The 16,384-nt window shown below is 60.1% G+C and carries 14 protein-coding genes; 11 read left to right on the forward strand and 3 right to left on the reverse strand.

All coding sequences use genetic code 11. The annotated features are described in order from the left end of the window. Position 1 precedes the first annotated feature (1 nt). The 8 genes from HNQ65_RS01860 (at position 2) to HNQ65_RS01895 (ending at position 8,302) form a co-directional block, all read left to right on the forward strand. The gene (locus tag HNQ65_RS01860) at positions 2-1,165 is read left to right on the forward strand and encodes a hypothetical protein (RefSeq protein ID WP_184337769.1); all 1,164 of its coding nucleotides are present in this window, start codon (positions 2-4) and stop codon (positions 1,163-1,165) included. 21 nt (positions 1,166-1,186) lie between these two features. Continuing rightward, the gene (locus tag HNQ65_RS01865) at positions 1,187-2,437 is read left to right on the forward strand and encodes a hypothetical protein (protein WP_184337770.1); all 1,251 of its coding nucleotides are present in this window, start codon (positions 1,187-1,189) and stop codon (positions 2,435-2,437) included. 124 nt (positions 2,438-2,561) lie between these two features. Further along, positions 2,562-3,458, forward strand: a complete 897-nt coding sequence (locus HNQ65_RS01870; protein WP_184337771.1) for a hypothetical protein — start codon at positions 2,562-2,564, stop codon at positions 3,456-3,458. A 304-nt stretch (positions 3,459-3,762) separates the two neighbouring features. Beyond that, complete coding sequence (locus HNQ65_RS01875; RefSeq protein ID WP_184337772.1) at positions 3,763-4,044, forward strand: SWIB/MDM2 domain-containing protein; 282 nt, start codon at positions 3,763-3,765, stop codon at positions 4,042-4,044. A gap of 149 nt (positions 4,045-4,193) precedes the next feature. Continuing rightward, positions 4,194-4,949 carry a 3-deoxy-manno-octulosonate cytidylyltransferase gene (gene kdsB / locus HNQ65_RS01880; protein ID WP_184337773.1) on the forward strand — a complete coding sequence of 252 codons (756 nt, stop codon included), beginning with the start codon at positions 4,194-4,196 and terminating at the stop codon, positions 4,947-4,949. 34 nt (positions 4,950-4,983) lie between these two features. Next, the gene (locus tag HNQ65_RS01885) at positions 4,984-6,603 is read left to right on the forward strand and encodes a CTP synthase (RefSeq protein ID WP_221306015.1); all 1,620 of its coding nucleotides are present in this window, start codon (positions 4,984-4,986) and stop codon (positions 6,601-6,603) included. Between the two features lie 219 nt (positions 6,604-6,822). Next, positions 6,823-7,569 carry a Bax inhibitor-1/YccA family protein gene (locus HNQ65_RS01890; RefSeq protein ID WP_184337774.1) on the forward strand — a complete coding sequence of 249 codons (747 nt, stop codon included), beginning with the start codon at positions 6,823-6,825 and terminating at the stop codon, positions 7,567-7,569. A 37-nt stretch (positions 7,570-7,606) separates the two neighbouring features. Beyond that, positions 7,607-8,302 carry a hypothetical protein gene (locus tag HNQ65_RS01895; protein WP_184337775.1) on the forward strand — a complete coding sequence of 232 codons (696 nt, stop codon included), beginning with the start codon at positions 7,607-7,609 and terminating at the stop codon, positions 8,300-8,302. A 75-nt stretch (positions 8,303-8,377) separates the two neighbouring features. Here HNQ65_RS01895 and HNQ65_RS01900 read toward each other — a convergent pair whose 3' ends face one another. Together HNQ65_RS01900 and HNQ65_RS01905 are read right to left on the reverse strand one after the other, a co-directional pair. Further along, positions 8,378-9,778: an MBL fold metallo-hydrolase RNA specificity domain-containing protein gene (locus HNQ65_RS01900; RefSeq protein WP_184337776.1), complete on the reverse strand. Its 1,401-nt coding sequence runs from the start codon at positions 9,776-9,778 to the stop codon at positions 8,378-8,380. A 39-nt stretch (positions 9,779-9,817) separates the two neighbouring features. Beyond that, complete coding sequence (locus HNQ65_RS01905; protein WP_184337777.1) at positions 9,818-11,776, reverse strand: sialate O-acetylesterase; 1,959 nt, start codon at positions 11,774-11,776, stop codon at positions 9,818-9,820. A 128-nt stretch (positions 11,777-11,904) separates the two neighbouring features. On the opposite strand from HNQ65_RS01905, the gene HNQ65_RS01910 reads away from it, so the two are divergent. Then, complete coding sequence (locus tag HNQ65_RS01910; protein WP_184337778.1) at positions 11,905-12,978, forward strand: NHL repeat-containing protein; 1,074 nt, start codon at positions 11,905-11,907, stop codon at positions 12,976-12,978. A gap of 137 nt (positions 12,979-13,115) precedes the next feature. On the opposite strand, the gene HNQ65_RS01915 is transcribed toward HNQ65_RS01910, so the two are convergent. Beyond that, positions 13,116-14,087: a tRNA dihydrouridine synthase gene (locus HNQ65_RS01915; RefSeq protein ID WP_184337779.1), complete on the reverse strand. Its 972-nt coding sequence runs from the start codon at positions 14,085-14,087 to the stop codon at positions 13,116-13,118. 267 nt (positions 14,088-14,354) lie between these two features. Here HNQ65_RS01915 and HNQ65_RS01920 point away from each other — a divergent pair, with 267 nt between their 5' ends. Together HNQ65_RS01920 and HNQ65_RS01925 are read left to right on the forward strand one after the other, a co-directional pair. Next, the gene (locus HNQ65_RS01920; protein ID WP_184337780.1) at positions 14,355-14,843 is read left to right on the forward strand and encodes a hypothetical protein; all 489 of its coding nucleotides are present in this window, start codon (positions 14,355-14,357) and stop codon (positions 14,841-14,843) included. Then, a complete protein-coding gene (locus HNQ65_RS01925; protein WP_184337781.1) occupies positions 14,840-16,363 on the forward strand; it encodes a M64 family metallopeptidase in 1,524 nt (507 codons plus the stop codon). Before HNQ65_RS01920 ends, HNQ65_RS01925 begins: the two co-directional genes overlap by 4 nt. The last annotated feature ends 21 nt before the right edge of the window (positions 16,364-16,384 follow it).

A 16,384-nucleotide genomic window follows, 5' to 3' on the forward strand; every position in this document is an offset into this window, starting at 1 on the left:
GATGACTCTGCAGTCCTTTCTGCACTGGATCATGCAGTATGTGCTGCCGCTGCTCGGCTGGCGCGTGCCGGTGCGCCTGCTGCGCGGCACGGCGCCCGGCAGCGGGCGGGCGGTGGCGCTGCTCAGCGCGGGTGGCGGCTCGGACTTCATCTTCAGCCACTTCTTTGCCACAGAGCCGCAGGTGCTGCGCTCGGTGCGCGTGCCCGTCTGGCGGCTGCAGCGCCTGCTGGATGCCTGGCGCCCCGAGGCCGACCTGACGCTGGTCAGGGTGGACCGCCTCTCCGCACGCTGGTTTCTCAAAGGGCGCGGCATCGTGGTGCCGGAATGGGTGAACAGCTGGATGACACTGCCCTGCGACTGGCGGGAGTATGCCAGCACCCACAAGAACGCCAGCGCGGATCTGCGGCGCGTGAGGATCAAGAAATACGACTGCGAAATCAGCCGCTCAGCGCAGGATTTTGATGCGTTTTACGACCGCTACTACCTGCCATTTGCCACAGCGCGTCATGGTGCCAGGGCGGGCATCACCCCGCGCTGGCGGCTGCGCATGCTCTTCCGCCAGGGGCTGCTGCTCTGGGTGCGCCAGAATGGGGTGCGTGTGGCATGCAGTCTCGCCATGGTGAAGGGGCGGCGCTTTTTCATGCTCTGCTCCGGCGTGCTGGACGGCTGCATGGACCTGCTGAAGCAAGGGGCGGTGAGTTCAGACTACGTGCTCTCCTTTCAGACCGCCGCCAGCCTGGGCTGCACCGAGGTGCATATGGGCGGCACCTTGCCCTCCCTGCAGGACGGCATCTTCCGCTACAAGAAAAAGTGGGCCACCGGCCTCTCCGCGCACGAGGGCTTTGTTTCAGGAAACATGGTCATGCAGATAGACTGGTGCCGCTTGGAGGGTGCGGTGGCGGAGTTTCTCACCCGTGCCTCGCTCATTCATCATGACGGGGATGGCTTCTCCGCCCTGTGGGTGTTTCCACCCGATCTGCCGCTCACCGCCGAGACCCTGCGGCAGCAGTACGCCTGGCTCCATTCACGCAGCCTGCACCGCTTCCGCATCCTCCTGCCCGGAGAGCCGCCGGCGGATTTTGCCTGCCCGCCCGAAGTGAGGCTTGCCTCGCTGGCCTCTGTGGCGCACTACGGCTCCGCACAGCTCCTCTCCACCATGCCATAATATGACATGGTGTGCAATCCCATGACACCCGCCCCTCCATCTGCATCCGCACCGGCAGCGCCTCTGTTGCCGGCCTCAGGGCGTGTCATCGCACTGCTGCGGAAGCTGCAGATCTGGTGCATGCGTCTGCTGCTGCCCTTTCTGCAATGGCGAGTGCCCGTGCGCTTGCTGCGCGGTGCCGAGCGCGTCACCGGACGGGAGGTGCGCCTGCGTGTGGCCGCTGTGGGGCCGGACGCTGCGGCGCATCTCATTCAGCGCTTCTTTGCCGTGGAGCCGGTGGAGGAGAGCTGCACGCTCGTACCTGTGTGGTCTCTGGACAGGCACCTGCGCACCTCCCAGCCGGAGGGGGATCTGACCCTCATCTCTGTCAATAATCTCTCTGCACGCCTTTTCCTCAATCAGGCGGATGCCCTGGCCGTGCCGCCCATGATCAGCTCGTACATCCACCTGCCCAAGGACGTGGCCACCCTGCTGCGTGGAAACCGCAAGCTGGCCGATGACTTCCGCCGCGTGCGTCAGCAGGGCTTTGCCAGCCACATCTCTGTCGGAGACGTCCTGGAGTACGACGACTTCTACAGCCGCTTTTACCGGCCTTATGTGATCACAAGGCACAACGAACTGGTGCAGGTGGCGCCACGCTCCATGCTTCGGCTGGTGCACCGTGTGGGCGGCATCCAATGGCTTACACAGAGGGGGGAGCGAATGGGAGGCGGGCTCGTCTATCGCAGCGGCGGCGACTTCCACGCCATCGTCAACGGCCTGCGGCAGGACAAGGCGGACGAACTGCTGCGCCATGGTGCCCTGGCGGCCATGTATGTCTTCATGCTGCAGCAGGCCCTGGAGATGGGCTGCACCCGTGTCATGCTCGGCGGCAGTCGCCCCTCGCTGCATGACGGAGTGCTGCGCTACAAGTCCAAGTGGCTCACCGGCCTGACCCGGCATGACGGCTACCTTTCAGCCAATCACACGCTCCTCTTACGCTGGCCGCGCCTCAGCAGCCCTGTGGCGGACTTTCTCAGCCATACCTCCCTCATCCACCACGAACCCGGTGGCGGCTATTCTGCCCTCTGGGCCTTCCCGCCTGACTTGCCGCTCACAGCAGAAAATTTACAGCAGCAATACCGCGCCTTACGGCTGCGAGGGCTTCACCGCATGCGCATTCTACTGTCTGCGCCGCCTCCCGCAGACTTTGTCTGTCCGCCCGAGGTTCGCCTCATTGACCTTCGCGCAGTGCCACAGAGTCCAGACCTGCTATTGAAACTGCACCCATAGGTCAAAGATGGTCTGGATTCAAATGAACAGCATTTAGGCAAAGCCCCGCTTGACGGCCATACCTCGGTGTGATGAAGTGGGCCCTATGAGAACGTTTCTTGCATGCCTCACGTTATTTTCCTGTGTGCTGACAGTCAAAGCCGAGGATGTATACCCCATTCTCACGACCATCAGCGGGCATACCTACAAGCAGGTCAAGGTGATGAAAGTGGCACCTGCCGAAATCCGAATCATGCATGCAGACGGATTTGCCACCATTGCCCTGTCCGACCTTCCGCCTTTCGTGCGTAACAAATACGGTGTGGCCGACCCCGCTGCCGAAGCTGCCCAAGCTCAGCAACGCAAGATGGGCAATGCCCAGGCTGCCATGATCCAACGTCAGGAGCGCGAGGCTGTGCAGATGATGGAAATGACAGGCCTCCCCTTGGAGGTGGTGAAGCAGGCCATCATCACTCGAGATTGGTGCCTCGCTAATCCCTCTGGGGGCATGGTCAACGGAGGCATGGTGCCGGCAGACTCCCGCAACCAGATGCTGGCTCAGGCCACTGAGATCCTCAACACCCGCCGCCCCATGCCAGTGGTGGAAGCGGCCCCTCCTCCAGCTCCCATGCCAGGGACTGTGGCGGGCGCTCCGCCAGTGGCAGGTTCCCCAGCGCCCGCTGTGGCAGTACCGGGATTTGTCCCTGGCGTCATTCAAGTGCTCAGTGCTCGCTACTCGCTGCCGAATGAGCAGGCTCGCAACGTCAAAAACCGCTTCGTCAAGCTGGTGCCTTCTGGCACCATTTACGCGCCAGTCTCCATTCAGGTCACCGACCAGCTGAGCGATGCCGCCCTAGACCAAGGCAACTATACCACCGCTAGTGGCGTTGGTGTCACCGTGACCAATGGCAATGTGACTGCTGGTGCAGCCGCCATGGTGATCCAGGAACAAAATCGTAATACCTTGACGGTGGACTACATGTACAACGGCCGCCGCTATAGAAAACAAGCTGTGGAAGGCTCTTACATGGTGCTGCCGTAAAGAGATCTGGCGCAGTATATTTGCCTGAAATCATAGGCCTAGGCACGTTGGAAAATCACTCCTTCCGCGTGAGGCTGTATGCATGACTGCAAAAAGTGCGCCTAAATTTGCTCCGTTATTGAGCCGCATGATCTGCTACTCAGGTTTTGTGTGAAAAATTGATAATCATTTAAGCGCAGGCTTTTTTACGTTAAAAATAAAATGACTTTATCAGGCCTGAAAAAGTCTCCCTTTAGATTCTTTAGGCATTCCAGTGAACACAGAGGTTGACCACGGGCATGGATGCTGCAAGCCTCATCCCCCCATGTCTGAACCAACCTCTTCCAAACCCGCCCGTAAACCCAACCCAGCACTCAGCAAGCCCGTCCAGCCGGATGAGATCCTTGCCAAGGTCGTCGGTTCTGAGCCGCTTTCCCGTGGCGAACTGACCAAGAAGCTGTGGGACTACATCAAGCAGCATGGTCTCCAGGACCAGGCCAAGAAGACCAACATCAACGCCGACGAAGCGCTGAAGGCAGTCTTTGGCGGCAAGAGCCAGGTGACCATGTTTGAAATGACCAAGCTGGTGAACCAGCACGTCAAGTAACCGTCTTCCGGTTTTCCTCATGACTCCCCCGGGCCTGCCTGGGGGAGTCATTTTTTTGGCTGCGGACACAAGCAGACTCAATTCCAAATCTCCCTTGCATCGCAGGCGCTTTCGAGTCATCTCAAAGGAACCCGCCTGTCTCCACCACCTTGGCACCCAACGACTCTTCACGCACTCTCGTAGCCATTCCTGCCCGCTGGGGTTCCACCCGCTTCCCGGGCAAACCGCTCCACCTCATCGCCGGAAAACCGCTCGTCCAGCACGTCTGGGAGCGCTGCCAGGATTGCAAGCAGATCGACGACGTGATCATCGCCACGGATGACGCCCGTATTGCCGAGGCTGCAGCCGCTTTCGGTGCCAAATTTGTCCTCACTTCGCCAGATCATCCCAGCGGTACGGACCGCATCGCCGAGGCGGCAAACTCCTTCCCCGACCACCGTGTGGTCATCAATGTGCAGGGAGACGAGCCCCTCATCTCACCAGTCCTGATCGATGAGCTGGCCCGCACGCTGCGAGATGATTCCGGCGTAAAGATGATCACTGCCGCTGCGCCGATCCACGATGCCGCGCAGATCACCGACCCCAATGTGGTGAAGGTAATCTTCGACACCCACGGAGATGCGCTCTATTTCTCCCGCTCGCCGCTGCCCTACCTGCGCAATCCGGAGGCCTGGCCGCGCAGCTACCGCCATCTGGGCATCTACGGCTTTCAGCGCAGCTTTCTCTTCCAGTTTGTGGCCTGGCCGCCCTCCCGACTGGAGCAGACCGAGTCCCTGGAGCAGCTCCGCGCTGTGGAAAACGGCACCCGCATTCGGGTGGTGCTGACGGACGAGCTCTCCCCTGGAGTGGACACTCCCGAGCAGGCAGCGGCCATCGAAAAGCATCTTCAAAAACAATCTTCTTGAACAACGCCCCGACAACCTCCAACCGAGAAGCATCATGAAATACATTTTTGTCACCGGCGGTGTCGTCAGCTCACTTGGCAAGGGCCTTGCCGCATCCTCCCTCGGCACACTGCTGGAACTGCGCGGCCTGCGGGTCATCATGCAGAAGTTTGACCCGTACCTGAACATCGACCCCGGCACAATGAACCCGTACGAGCACGGCGAGGTGTACGTGCTGGACGACGGCGCCGAGACCGACCTGGACCTGGGCCACTACGAGCGCTTTACCCATACCAACCTCTCCCGCCTCAACAACCTGACCTCCGGGCAGGTGTATCAGAGCGTGCTGGACAAGGAACGTGCCGGCAAATACAAGGGCCGCACCGTGCAGGTGATCCCGCACGTGACCAATGAGATCAAAGCCCGCATGCAGGAAGTCACCGAGAAGATGGGCGGAGACGTCATCATCACCGAAATCGGCGGCACCGTGGGGGACATCGAGGGCCTGCCCTTCCTGGAGGCCATCCGCCAGTTTGGCCACGAGGTGGGCCCTGGAAACGTGCTCTACATCCACGCCACCCTGGTGCCCTACATCAAGGCCGCCCAGGAGCTGAAGACCAAGCCCACGCAGCAGAGCATCGCCAAGCTGCGGGAAATCGGTATCGCTCCGAACATCATCCTCTGCCGCACCGAGCACCCTTTGGACTCCGACGTGCGCGAGAAGATCTCCCTTTTCGGCAACGTGCCCATCGACTCCGTCGTCGAGGTGCGCGACGTGAAGCACACCATCTACGAGGTGCCGCTGAAGCTGCACGAAGAGCGTCTGGACGACAACGTCTGCCGTCAGCTCAACCTCACCACCCCGCAGCCCGACCTCAGCCGCTGGCGCAACTTTGTGCAGCGCGTCATCCACCCCACGCACCACGTGCGCATCGGCGTGGTGGGCAAGTACATCGAGTTGCAGGATGCCTACAAGAGCATCTACGAATCTCTCACGCACGCTGGTGCCGCCCATGACTGCAAAGTGGACATCGTGCGCGTGGATGCCGAGAGCATCGAGAAGGCAGGCCCCGACCTCTACCTCGCCGGACTGCAGGGTATCCTGATCCCCGGCGGTTTTGGCGATCGCGGCACAGAAGGCAAGATCACCTCCGCACGCTACGCCCGCGAAAAGGGCATCCCCTACTTTGGCATCTGTCTCGGCATGCAGATCGCCGTCATCGAGTTTGCCCGCAATGTCTGCGGCCTCGCCGGAGCCACCAGCACGGAGTTTGACAAGGCGGCCGCGCACCCGGTCATCAGCCTCATGGAGGAGCAGAAGAAGGTGAAACAGCTCGGCGGCACCATGCGCCTGGGCTCATGGGTCACGGACCTCGTCCCTGGCAGCAAGGCCTTCGACCTCTACCACAGCGCCACCATCACCGAGCGCCATCGCCACCGCTTCGAGTTCAACTCCGACTACAAGGAGCTCATGGAGGAGAAGGGCATGCTCATCTCCGGCACCTCTCCCAAGGGGGATCTGGCCGAGATCATCGAGCTGCCAGCGCATCCCTACTACGTGGGCTGCCAGTTCCACCCGGAATTCCTCTCCAAGCCAAACAACCCGCATCCGCTCTTCTTCGGCTTTGTCCGAGCCGCCATGCAGCACCATGCGGCGGCGGATCCAGTTTGCTGATCACAGCATCGGAACTGGCTCTAAAACGGAGTTTGTTTTCACCTGCAAGACCTCCGCCTGGCCAAGCCGGGCGGAGGTTTTTGCTTCCATCCTTTGTAGGCAGAAGCGTGTTCAGTTTGCCGCAGGCGTCCGTCCGGTGACAAATTTACGTCAAAGTGGCGCATTGACCAACCAGCAGAACCTCTTTTAGTCTACCTCAGTAAACTCGCCTCAACGATCATGCGTTCCACCAATCCCACTCTTAACGACCAAGTCTTTGTCAATGCACGCACCGGCCTGGCCGCCGATGGCGTCATGACGCTCAACGGCACCGTTCTTAAAACAGCCATCCTCACCCTGCTGCTGGTTGCCTCCGCTAGTTGGAGCTGGAAGCTGGCCATGAGTGGCAATCCGCCTGCTTGGTTTGGCTCAGCGCTCACTTTTGGTTGGATCATCCCTCTGGTCATGGCGCTGATCATTTCCTTCAAGCCCACCACCGCACCCGCACTCGCCCCCGTTTATGCGCTGGGGAAGGGGATCATCGTCGGCATCATCTCCGCCATGTATGAAAGAGCCTATGGGGGCATCGTTCTCTCGGCGGTCGTGCTCACCTGCGGCGTCTTGTTTGCCTTGCTGGCGGCGTATTCCACGGGCCTGATCAAGCCTAGCGAGAACTTTAAGCTCGGCATCGTGGCCGCCACAGGAGGAGTGGCGCTTTTCTATCTCGCCACGCTCGTGCTGGGTATGTTTGGCATCCACATCCCTGGACTGTTTGGCAATGGCGTGATCGGCATCGCCTTCTCCGCGTTTGTTGTCATTCTGGCTGCTCTCAACCTCGTCCTGGACTTTGACTTCATCGAAAACGGCTGCGCTGCTGGCGCTCCCAAGCACATGGAATGGTACGCAGCTTTTGGCCTGCTCGTCACCTTGGTGTGGCTCTACTTGGAAATCCTGCGCCTGCTGGCCAAACTGCGCAGCCGCGATTGAACACAGCGTCGTAGTATCAGTTCCAAGCTACCCCATCATGAAAGTCTCTCTCATTCTCAGTCTGCTGCTGGCTGGTGCCTCGCTGTGCCACGCCAATCCCGAGATCGCCACCATCATTGATCAGGAATACGGTGCCGCCACCTCCGAAGGAGTGGTGCTCCTGCAGTCTCCCGCCAGCCCGGCGGATCCCACGCAGTGGTCTGTCTATGCCCGCGACCCCTTCCGCCCTGGGGAACTGGTGCGTTCCACCCTCACCTCCGCCAAAAGCGGCTGGGCTCCCAAGGCCAGCGGTGCAGGCAGCAAGTTGCTGACTCGTGTGCCGCCGCAGCCGATTGCCTTTAATCGCATCAAATTCCGTTCTTCTGACGCGCTCAGGATCGCACAGCAAAATGCGGCCATGGCCAAGGTGAATTTTGTCACCGCCGCCTACCAGCTTGCTGCCAATGCCACCACAGGAGCTCCTGAATGGGGCCTGGCTCTCGATGGTCCCGATGGGGCAGAAGTGGGGTTTGTCGTCATCTCGGCGGAGACTGGTGCTGTGCTGCATCAGCAGTGGAACAATGGTCTGGCCAGTTATGCTGAAGGCGAGCCCGCCACTCCGCCCGCCTCCAAAGGCGAGAAGGCTGCCGACGACGTGAAACGCGCCGCCCGCCGAGCCTGGGAATGGACTGGCGATACAGGCCTCGAAGTCGGCCACTTCTTCAAGCGTCTGTTTAAAAGCAGCGGCAACTAACAAGTGATGCAGGCACTCCTGCCTGCAAGACGAGCATTACACAACGCACGTGCGGGCAGGAATGCCCGCATCACTTCACAGCTCCACCGCCTGGTTCATGACCGCCACCTGCACCTTGCTTTCAGAGTGCTTGGCATCCAGCGCCACCTTCAGCGCCTGGCTGCGCTCGGGTTCTCCATGCACCAGGAAAACGTTGCTCTTTGGCCCCTGCACATGATCAAACCACTGAAGCAGCTCGTTGTGGTCGGCGTGGCCTGAGAAGGAGTCGAGGATTTCAATGTCGGCTTTTACTTCAAATTCATCGCCGAGGATGTTCACATGCTTGTGTCCTTCCCGCAGCTTCCAGCCCAGGGTATGCTCCGCACAGTAGCCCACAAAGAGGACGGTGTTGTGCGGATTGCTGATGTTGTTGCGCAAATGATGCAGGATGCGCCCTGTTTCCGCCATGCCTGAGGCGGAGATGATGACGGCGGCCCCCTTGAGCTTGTTCAGGTTCTTGGATTCGTTCACATCACGAACCAGAGCGAGTCCTTCAAAACCGAAGGGGTCTGTGCGCATGAATGCGGCTTCGCGCACCGTTGGCTTGAGCTCGTCCACGTGCAGCCGGAAGATCTCCGTGGCCTTCACTGCCAATGGGCTGTCCACAAAGGTGGGGATGAGCGGAAAGCAGCCTTCATGGCGGAGCTGGTCCAGCGTGTAAAGCAGCTGCTGAGTGCGCTCCACCGCAAAGGCGGGGATGATCAGCTTGCCTTTCTGCTGCAAGATTTGGCGGATAATCCGGCAGATGTGCTCATTCGAGTCTGTGGCCAGTTCATGGTGCCTCCCGCCGTAGGTGCTTTCCATGATGATGTAGTCCACCTTTTCGCTTGGTTCGGGATCACTGAGGAGATCATTGTTTGGGCGACCAATGTCACCGGAGAATAGCAGGCGGGATTTGCGCCCCGTTTCGCGGTCATTGATGTCCAGAATGACCTGTGCCGAGCCAAGAACGTGCCCGGCGTCGATGAAGGTCAGTGTGACTCCGTCTGCGATCAGCATCGGCCGGTGGTAACCCACGGAAACAAACTGGCGCATGCACCGTTCAGCATCTGCCATGGTGTAGCTGGCCTCCAGCAAAGGCAGCTTGTCATTCTTGCGATGGCGGTTCAGCCAGTTGATGTCGCTTTCGTGGATGTGTGCCGCATCTGGCAGCATGATGCTGCATAGGTCCCGGGTGGCAGGAGTGGCAAAGATGTTGCCGTTGAAGCCGCGCTTGCACAGGTGGGGCAGATTTCCGCTGTGGTCGATGTGCGCATGAGAGAGCACCACCACGTCGATCTTGGCCGGATCAAAGGGGAAGTCACGATTGCGCTCAAAGGCCTCCTGTCGGCGGCCCTGATACAAGCCGCAGTCCAGCAGGATGCGCTGGCCATTGACGGTGATGAGATGTTTCGAGCCCGTGGTTGTGCCTGCGGCACCGCAGAAAGTCAGTTTCATGGTCGGTTGGGAAAAGCTGGCTGGTTGGTTGGCCTGACCTTACTTGGTATGATACGCCTCCACTTCGGTGGTAAACGCAAAGGTGTTGGGATATTCGCCGGCCAGCTTGGCATGGTGGTCCAGGTAGCTGATGCGGATGTAGCGTGCATCAGCATCCGGGAAGCTGACTCTGGCGCGCTCGGCTTTGCCAAGGGTGAAGGCATGGCGGCCCACTTCGCGGAAGGTCTTGCCGTCTACACTCACAGACACCGCCACTGTTTTGGTGGAACCGATCGCTGGCACGCTCACACAAACGAGATTGACCGGCTTCGGCTTCTTGAGGTCCACAGTCACATGTTTCGGAAATTTGTCACTATTGCTTGTGGCGTAGCAGTTTGGAGGATATTCGACGACAGAGCCATCGGTCAGGCCGGTGTCCCAGCCATAGGTGTTTTTGTCGCTGCTTTCCCAGGTGCAGCCGCGCGCCAGGTTGTCGCCCATGTCGGGATCCACCGGCCAGTGCGTGTGGAAGGCGGTGGCCTGCAGTCCTTCGTTGTTCATCAGATTATGGATGGCCAGCTTGCTCCAGGCAAAGCGGGCGCGGCGCGGCTCCGGCACAGCGGCGGAGCTGATGAGGATGCTGCTGCCATCGATCTTCGCTTCGGCAGGATGGAAGACGCCATCTTTCCCGGCGATCTCGAAATGGGAGAGAGGCTTGCCATCGCGCGAGGCCAGGCCGCTGCCGGAATGGTCAAACTTGGCTCGGATTGCCGCGCCTTCGATGGCGTAGCCTGCATACAGCGGGCCGTTGGGGTCGATCTCCTTGTGGCCGTACTCCTTGGCCAAAGCCCAGAGCGAAAGCCTGCGAGCGACCTCCTTCTTGTGCGCGGGGTGAATATCGGTCACCTCGCCGATGTCGGATATCACTGCCATGCCGGTGTGAGGAATCTGAAGGCACTCGCGCTGCGCCTGCCAGAATTGCGGCAGGATCTCGGCATCCTCAGTGCCATATTGCCAGGGAGCGATCTGTACAAAGTAAAATGGCAGTTCCGGCAGTTGGAAGGCCGCACGCCAGGAGGCCAGCAGCGCCTTGGTCTTTTCCATGTAGGCAAAGCCTTCCACATGATTTGACTCTCCTTGATACCAGATGCTGCCACGCAGTGCGAAAGGCGTGAGCGGGTGAATCATGGCATTATACAGAGAGGTCGGAGTCACCTCATTGAAAGGCGCTGCCGCAGGCTGCTTGGGCAAGGCAGGCACAGCTTTTTTCTGATCCAGCGCAGCACGCGCGGTCTTGGACCACGCATCGATCTCCGCCAGGTATTTTTCATGGGTGGCGCGGTAAATGTCGCTGCCGGGGATCTTGGTGTGCATGTCTGCAGCCAGCTCCTTCAGCGCAGGCACGGCATCCAGTCCCTCGATGCTCGTCCAAGGCTCGATGCGGGTTCCTCCCCAGGCGCTCAAGATCATGCCCACGGGCACCTTCAGCTCTTCCTGCAGCCGCAGGCCAAAGTAATAGGCCACCGCTGAGAAAGAGGCGGCGCTGGCCGGGGTGCACTGGGTCCAGGCAGTCTTGACGTCCTCCTGCGGATTGGCAGCCACAGCCTTGGGAACTTCAATCAGCCGAAGTCTGGGGTGCGTGGCTTTCGGGATGTCTGCAGCGCTATCCGGCTTCATCTGCATTTCCCACTCCATGTTGGACTGGCCTGATGCCAGCCACACCTCGCCCACCAGCACATCCTGCACGGTGGCGGTGCCTGCTTTCAGCACCTGCGGCTGATCATTCGCTGTCAGGGCGTCCAGTTTTACCATCCAGCGCCCAGCGGCATCGGCTTTAGTGGATTTCTTCTGTCCGGCAAACTCCACCGTCACCTCCTCGCCCGGATCGGCCTTGCCCCATACCGGCACCGGCATGCCACGCTGCAGCACCATGTGGTCGGTGAAAATGGCCGGCAGCCTGACTGCTGCATGGGCGGTGGTGAAAACAGCAAGACAGGAGAGAAGGAGCAGCGGTTTCATGCGGTTGTGAGGAGATTTTGGCAGGATTGATGAAATGTGCCAATGAAACGGCGCTTTGATTGCACGTAGGTATTTCCTGCTTGGCTTTCCGTGCCCTCTCCGTCATCGTCATTTAATCTTCTTCAACTATGCGCCTCCTACTTACCTTTGCCCTCATCGCCCAATGCGCCACAGCCGCTGATTGGACCATCTCAACCTTTGCAGGAAACGGCACAGCCGGAGGCAGCGGTGATGGAGGCCCTGCCATTGCTGCACAGATTGACAATCCGTTTGGCGTGGTGCGTGGCCCGGATGGCGCCATCTGGTTCTGCGAATACACCGGCCAGCGCATTCGCCGCGTGGCAGCAGACGGCACCATCAGCACCATCGCAGGCACAGGAAAGAAGGGCTACAGCGGCGATGGCGGCCACGCCCTGCAGGCCACCTTTAACCTGCCACACGAGCTGCGTTTTGACTCCCGGGGCGACCTCTACGTGGTGGACATGACCAACCACGCCGTTCGCAAAATCGACATGAAGACCAAGCTCATCACCACCTTTGCCGGCACAGGTGTGGCTGGCTACAGCGGCGACGGCGGCCTGGCCTCCCAGGCTCAGTTCAAGAGTCCGCACAGCATCCAGTTTGGTCCGGATGGCAGCCTTTATGTCTGCGACATCGGCAACAACGTCATCCGCCGCATCGACATGCAGACGGGCGTCATCAGCACCTTTGCTGGCACTGGCAAAGCGGGCCCCACGCCCGACGGCGCACCCATCTCAGGCACTCCGCTGAAAGGCCCGCGCAGCATCGACTTCGATAAAGAGGGCAACCTCTGGCTCGTCACCCGCGAAGGTAACCAGGTCTTCAAATTCGATCTCAAAGCCGGCATTATCCACCATGTGGCAGGCACGGGAGCCAAAGGCTTCGGCGGCAATGGCGGCCCCGCCAAGCTGGCCACCCTCAGCGGCCCCAAGGGCGTCTCCATCGACGCCGAGGGCAACGCCTGGCTGGCCGACACCGAAAGCCACAGCGTGCGCATGATCAATGCAAAGACCGGCAATCTCGAACTCATCGCTGGCACCGGCGAGAAAGGCGACGGCCCGGATGGCAACCCTCTGAACTGCAAGATGGCCCGCCTCCACGGCATCTACTGCGATGCCGACGGCTCCGTCTTCATCGGAGATAGTGAGACGCATCGTGTGCGTGTGCTGCGGAAGAAGTGATTGCAGGCGGGTAGGGCGCTTGGGCCTCCGAGCGCCGTTGTTTGCGGGTCAGTGGCTCACTTGACGCCACAGGTCATTCGCTTCCTTATGACCTCTCGCGGCTGGTTGGGGACAACCAGCCCTACCACGCATTCACCCTAGAAATGCCTGGCGCACACCTCCATGATGCCTGCACGCGTGGTGCAGCGGCGCATGACATTGAGAAATCCCTCTGAGTCCGCCAGACCGGGCGCGAAGAAGTTGAGGTGCTTTTTGATGCGGTTCACCATGTCCAGTTCCCGGGTGTCGGGAGTGGTCACTGTTTCGTAGAGTTCCTCCACGTAACGGAGGCGGTCGGCGGGTGTAGGCTGGAAGACGGGCTCTCCACGTGCCTGCTGACGTATCTGCTCAAAGATCCACGGATTGCTGATGGCACCACGGCCGATCATGAGTCCGTGCACGCCGGTCTGCTTTTTGACAGCCTCAGCATCGAGAATAGTGCGCACGTTGCCGTTGGCCAGCACCGGGCAGGGGAGTGCGGAGGTGGCCTGACCGATGAGGTCGTAGCGCACGCCATCCCGGTACATCTGCAGCACGGTACGGCCGTGGATGGTCACGAGGTCCACGCCATGCTTGGCAAACAGCGGCACCAGTGCATCGATAGTCTCAGTGTCGTCAAAGCCCAGGCGCGTTTTCACGGTGAACTTGATGGACACAGCCTCTCTCAGCGCGCCCAGGATGCCCTCGATGCGCGGCACATCACGTAGCAGACCACCCCCTGCGCATTTCTTGTACACCACCGGGGCAGGGCAGCCGAGATTGAGATCCACTCCGGCGATGTTGTAGCGCTGCAGCTCTTTGGCGCTGCGCACGAGTGACGGGATGTCGTTCCCGATCATCTGCGCGATGGCCGGCTTGCCAGTCGGGTTGTGAATCAGCGAGGCCAGGATGGGCTTGTCCAGATGCGAGTCCGGGTGCACGCGGAAGTACTCCGTGTAATAGACATCTGCACCGCCATAGCGCGTCATCAGTCGCCAAAACTCCAGATCCGTTACATCTTGCATCGGGGCCAGCGCCAGCAGCGGCTCAGGCCGTGCTAGAAGCTGTTCGAGATGTGTCACCGGAGTCATAGCGGCGGGTGTCTAACCACGGATTTCACCACTCTTCACGGATAAAATGGCATCCGCTTGGCAAAATGCCCGCCTTCTGGTAAAACTCCTAAAGATATGACACGCCGCGATTTACGCCCTCTAAGCATCCTGATAGGCCTTTTGGTGATCGGGATCTTCGTGGGGTTTTGGCTTCACTCGACTAGACCGCAGACAATTGCTGAAAGATCCCCGACACAGATGACAGCAGCGCTCCAGCGGCAGTCCAAGCAGGAAACCATATTCCCTATGCCAGCTGAGCAGACGCAGCCGCTCTCCGCAGAGCCGCCAGTAGCCCAGTCTCAGGTCGGAGACCTGCGCGCTGATGGCAAACGCGAGTTGCAGGCCTACCGCCTCGTCGTGCGTGGCGGGGTGATTTCACTGGATGGCAATGAGCGCATCGCGGGGGATTTTCACCGTCGTCGCGGTCCACAGGCCTGGATGCCCGGCATGTGGTGCGTAAGACTGCTGGATGCCAACATGCGTGTGCTGGCCGAGGAAACCGCCAATGCCCCTGATGAGCCTTGCGTGGTGCTGGACCCTCAGAATCTGGATGCGAAAGGCAAGCCTCAGGTCACCCAGTTCGCCGGAGCCGGTGAAGACGCCATGCTGCAGGTGCGCATGCCACCCACCCCCGAGGCCAAATGGCTGAAAGTGTACCGCCTCTCCGGCATGGAGCGGGCCGACTGGAACACCGAACCCATGGGCAGGCTGCTCACCTCGATCCCCCTGCCATGATGCTACGCGCTTTTCTTTTCCTCATGCTGGCGGCCGCGCTTCATGCGCAGACTGCGACGCTCTTTACCGTGCAGGACAACGGACCGCGCAGCGAGCGAATCAACCTTGTCTTTCTCTCTGAAGGCTACACCACGGCCGACATGCCCAATTTTGCCACTCATGTCACCAATGCGGTGAACTTCCTTTTCTCCAAGGAGCCGTGGGCGCAGTATCGCAGCTACTGCAATGTCTATCGCATCGAGATCGCCTCCAACGAAAGCGGCTGCGACAATGGCAACACCAGCGGCGCCAACGGGTTGCGAGACACCTACTTCAGCGCAGGTTTCAATACCCCTTCTGTGACCCAGTTGCTGACGCTGGCTGGCACAGGCAGCACTCGTGCATTTAGCCTGCTCAACACCTACCTGCCGGAATACGATGTGCCTGTGGTGATTGTCAATGACACTAAATACGGTGGCGCAGGCGGCAGTCTCGCCGTGGCGTCCATCAACAGCTCCAGCGCCGCCGTGGTGGAGCATGAAATCGGACATTCCTTCGCTTTGCTGGCGGATGAGTATGACACCGAGTATCTGATCTACACACCATCGGAGAAGCCCAACACCACGGCTCAGACCACCCGCAGTCTCATCCGATGGAATTACTGGATCGACTCCACCACCCCCGTACCTACTCCTGAGACCCTGGCCTATGACAGTCTGGCTGGGCTTTTTGAAGGCTCCATGTACCGCACCAGCGGCTGGTATCGCCCGCATAACAACTCGCTGATGAAAAACCTGAACCGGCCCTGCGGCCAGATCAACCGGGAGCAGTTTGTCCTGCAATTCTATTCACGCGTGCATCCGCTCGACGGCTACACTCCTGGCACTTCCTCCAGCAGCGTCACCCAGCCCTCGCCGCTGAGTTTTTCAGTCAAGCCCAAGGTGCCCAGCAGCGGAGTCGCACTCAGTGTCACCTGGAAAATCGATGGCGTCACGCAGAGCGGCCAGACGGCCACCAGCTTCAGCACGCTTTCGGATTTCATTGGCAACGGATCCCACACCGTCAGCGCCACAGTGCAGGATCCCACCGCTTTTGTCCGCCTAGATACTTCCAATCTGCTCAGCCAGACAGTCTCTTGGAATCTGACGCTCTCCAGCCAGATCCCCGCCACGCTGGCAAACTGGCGCACCACCTATGGAGCCGACACCACCGTGCGCACTGCTGACCGCATGCCCAATCTCATCAAATATGCGCTCGGCCTGGATGCAGGGGGTGTGGCACCGCCTGCTCAGCTGCCAGCAGGCAGCCTGACTTCGAGCTCTGGCCAGAACTACCTCACTCTTACCATTCCACGCCGCATGCGCCGCACAGATGCCACTTACACCGTCGAAGTTTCCAGTGATCTGACCACCTGGCGGTCGGGGGCTGGATACACCGTCATCCTGCAGGACACGGAGTCCCAGCTTGTCGTGCGCGATGCTGTGCCTGCGGGCAGTTCATCGCCACGTTTTATCAGGCTGGCGGTGCAGGCATTGCCGTGACCCGTGCGCACGGATCAGCGT

Source organism: Prosthecobacter vanneervenii (assembly GCF_014203095.1).
Taxonomy (GTDB): Bacteria; Verrucomicrobiota; Verrucomicrobiia; order Verrucomicrobiales; family Verrucomicrobiaceae; genus Prosthecobacter; species Prosthecobacter vanneervenii.

Bases quoted from the DNA above. Each gene is read 5' to 3' on its own strand.
- HNQ65_RS01860 (WP_184337769.1), top strand. From the start codon at position 2: ATGACTCTGCAGTCCTTTCTGCACTGGATCATGCAGTATGTGCTGCCG.
- HNQ65_RS01865 (WP_184337770.1), top strand. From the start codon at position 1,187: ATGACACCCGCCCCTCCATCTGCATCCGCACCGGCAGCGCCTCTGTTG.
- HNQ65_RS01875 (WP_184337772.1), top strand. From the start codon at position 3,763: ATGTCTGAACCAACCTCTTCCAAACCCGCCCGTAAACCCAACCCAGCA.
- HNQ65_RS01885 (WP_221306015.1), top strand. From the start codon at position 4,984: ATGAAATACATTTTTGTCACCGGCGGTGTCGTCAGCTCACTTGGCAAG.
- HNQ65_RS01890 (WP_184337774.1), top strand. From the start codon at position 6,823: ATGCGTTCCACCAATCCCACTCTTAACGACCAAGTCTTTGTCAATGCA.
- HNQ65_RS01895 (WP_184337775.1), top strand. From the start codon at position 7,607: ATGAAAGTCTCTCTCATTCTCAGTCTGCTGCTGGCTGGTGCCTCGCTG.
- HNQ65_RS01900 (WP_184337776.1), bottom strand. From the start codon at position 9,778: ATGAAACTGACTTTCTGCGGTGCCGCAGGCACAACCACGGGCTCGAAA.
- HNQ65_RS01905 (WP_184337777.1), bottom strand. From the start codon at position 11,776: ATGAAACCGCTGCTCCTTCTCTCCTGTCTTGCTGTTTTCACCACCGCC.
- HNQ65_RS01910 (WP_184337778.1), top strand. From the start codon at position 11,905: ATGCGCCTCCTACTTACCTTTGCCCTCATCGCCCAATGCGCCACAGCC.
- HNQ65_RS01915 (WP_184337779.1), bottom strand. From the start codon at position 14,087: ATGACTCCGGTGACACATCTCGAACAGCTTCTAGCACGGCCTGAGCCG.
- HNQ65_RS01920 (WP_184337780.1), top strand. From the start codon at position 14,355: ATGCCAGCTGAGCAGACGCAGCCGCTCTCCGCAGAGCCGCCAGTAGCC.
- HNQ65_RS01925 (WP_184337781.1), top strand. From the start codon at position 14,840: ATGATGCTACGCGCTTTTCTTTTCCTCATGCTGGCGGCCGCGCTTCAT.